Source organism: Pseudoalteromonas sp. NH0006-26 (genome assembly GCF_057552415.1).
Genome location: NZ_BAAJMJ010000020.1, coordinates 1 through 2,618, shown reverse-complemented (window position 1 = coordinate 2,618; position 2,618 = coordinate 1). Strand labels below are relative to the sequence as shown.

General features: G+C 39.0%; 3 protein-coding genes. All 3 read right to left on the bottom strand.

Annotation, left to right across the window (positions count from 1 at the left end; all coding sequences use genetic code 11):
* Window positions 1-112 precede the first annotated feature (112 nt).
* Entirely contained in the window at window positions 113-934 is an 822-nt protein-coding gene (locus AC27JR_RS16940; protein WP_487174225.1) for a hypothetical protein, read from the bottom strand.
* Between the two features lie 152 nt (window positions 935-1,086).
* Window positions 1,087-1,608, bottom strand: a complete 522-nt coding sequence (locus tag AC27JR_RS16935) for a hypothetical protein (RefSeq protein WP_487174224.1) — start codon at window positions 1,606-1,608, stop codon at window positions 1,087-1,089.
* 142 nt (window positions 1,609-1,750) lie between these two features.
* Complete coding sequence (locus AC27JR_RS16930; protein WP_487174223.1) at window positions 1,751-2,251, bottom strand: CC0125/CC1285 family lipoprotein; 501 nt, start codon at window positions 2,249-2,251, stop codon at window positions 1,751-1,753.
* Window positions 2,252-2,618: the final 367 nt, after the last annotated feature.

Here is a 2,618-nt window from a genome sequence, read left to right as displayed (position 1 = left end):
TGCGTTAAGGGGTGAACAACGCCACCACCGAACCTAAGCCATTGTGCCGTAAACACTAAAGCTGAATCAAACTGAAAATGCCAAGCGTTGAGAATCCCTCTTAAACGCCTTGTTAGCTTTCTTTTTGTTGTAACTCACGTTCAAAATTATCAAATATTTCTATCAGAGCACGAGTTTTCCAAACCCGACCAATATCGGATTCTCGATTAACTCGACCACTATAAATACCAAGTAAAAAAGTTTGGTCACGATTTGGGCTAAAGCGTTTTCCGTCTCTAAGAATTGAGTCAGTAGTTCTAATTCGCTGCATTACAGGAGAGCCAGATTGACCTTGCCGAGTTCTTGAATCAATGTACATAAGAGGAAGGTCATCTACGTCAATGTTTGGCTCAGAAGCGATATAGCCATTGCTCCATATCGGAAAATTATCTGTTGATAATCCAAAAGGGTAACCAATAATACTCACTTTACTTGCGACTTCTCCCGTATACCAAGAATGGGTTATGTCGAATGCAATTTCAAAAACTTGAACTTCACTCGGGCAAAATGGAAGTCCCACAGCATCAACTTTTTCATTATAATGTTCAATCCATCTTGGTTCCCCTTCACTATCGTATAAATCAACAGAGAACCATTGAAAACTATTGGTCATCAAACGATTATTCTCATCTTTAGCAGATACAGGAAGCAAAATAGAAAGCTTATTAGGTATTGCGCATTCTCGGGATAAGGGTTTGTCAGTAAAAATATCTCGTCCCGTGACATTATGCTTATTAGTAAAGAGCAATACTTGTTCATTATATTTAGCAAAAAAAGCAGTTCCTTTTGCTAAAGACAAGTCTTCAAACTTCATCTCAATAATAAAAGACATAAAAGATGCAGGGTCGATGGAAACTACTTTTTGTCCGCCCTTACTTACACTCTTCTGTTTCAATTTGCGTTTCCTTGGTCTTTGTGATTTGGGCAAAATAACATTCCTTATTGAATAAATAGTGGTTTAACCTAAAAGTAAAGATAGAGAGCTAACGCCCAGCGAAGGGGCAAATTTGAAGCGCAGCGAAAAATTTGTCCCGCTTGCGCTGTTTGTTATGTGCTCTCATTCTTTGAGGTAGGAAACTCTTGAACCTCAAAGGGTTTAGAACAAGTTTCATTCCATAGCTGATCTTGAACTGAAGCCATTATTTCACGGCTTACAGAGTCCTCTAACATTTCATTTAAAACATCATCGGGAATCAATACTTTGTGTGAGTGTCCTGGCTCGATTGATGTCGGACAGCCATCATCAATCTTATACAGGGATAAATTTGAGTGGACCCAACCATAAGTAGAAAACCAACGCCTATGTTTTATTGATTCCAAAATAACTTTAAAAATATTTGTTTTTCTCCACGGGTGGAGAATCGACAACCCGGATATATGCACAACCTGAGCTGAGGGGTTTTGAATGAAAACATATACGCCAGTTTTAATATCGTCTTCTTCACCTTCTAGCCCATAGATCAGCTTTACGGCTATTTTTCTCCTAGACTTTAATACATTCCAGAGAAAGACAAAGCTCGAAAGGACTGCTCCATAAATTGCCAAGAATTCAGTTAACTTTAGATCCAATATCTGCTCCTAACTCTCAACTCCGATCGGCACATAACGCCCGCATAAGCTGCGGAGCATGTTGGACGCTTTTTGCGTCATTTTCTCTTAAGCAAAAAATCGGACAATGTGAGGCGTCAGATTTGATGCGTTTGTTATATGCCTAGTTCTCTGAATGAACGATGTCATATTTTTTTGTTATATTTTTGAATATGAATTCTGCATTATAACTAAACCCATTAGTCGGCTTTTCTTTAAAACAAACAATGGTATTTGACGAACTAGGCTTTGAAATATTGTAGGTTTGACCGCCAGTGGTAGTTGTCGTTGCATTACCATAAGCATAATTACCAGAACCATATACACTAGCTGTTGTATTAGAAGTTGTAGGAGTTGTGTAGGTACTATTTTTTGTATAGCTATTAGCATCGACTACGACAAAGTATTTATAACCATTTTCAATGGTCAATTCAGCACTTCTAAGAAGAGTGAAGTCTGCAACCCGCTCTCTCCCTGTATAACCATTTCCGCGAAAAGCTACTTTAAACACATTTTGATCAAGTTGTGTTTCAGAGTAACCACCCGAGTATCCGCTGCTCTGATATGTAGTTGCACACCCAGATAACAAAATTGAGGATAGTAATAATGTAGGTAGAAATTTCATGCTGACTCCTTTTGGCATATAACGCCGCCAGCAATTGCGCCGCGTCTTTTGCGGCGTCGATTGGCTGGCTTTGTTACGTGATTTTTGGTTTTGCATAATTAATACGACAAGCTCGCCGACGGCGCCGAGATTACACTAGCCTTTATTGAATGTTTGAGCAATACGCTGATGGTTGAATTTTGCATGTGCTTTTAATTTTCCCTTGACGCCTCAAAGTCACTTTGGCAGTACGCCAAACCTTTTTGTTTTATTTTTTCTTTTGCTTCCAAGTAATGCCTAGTATGAAGCGACCTCGGTTTTTCTTAAAGCCCACCCTTCATCTTTTTTCTTTGATGATTAGCACTTTCGTCTGGTTTGGCTGAGCACG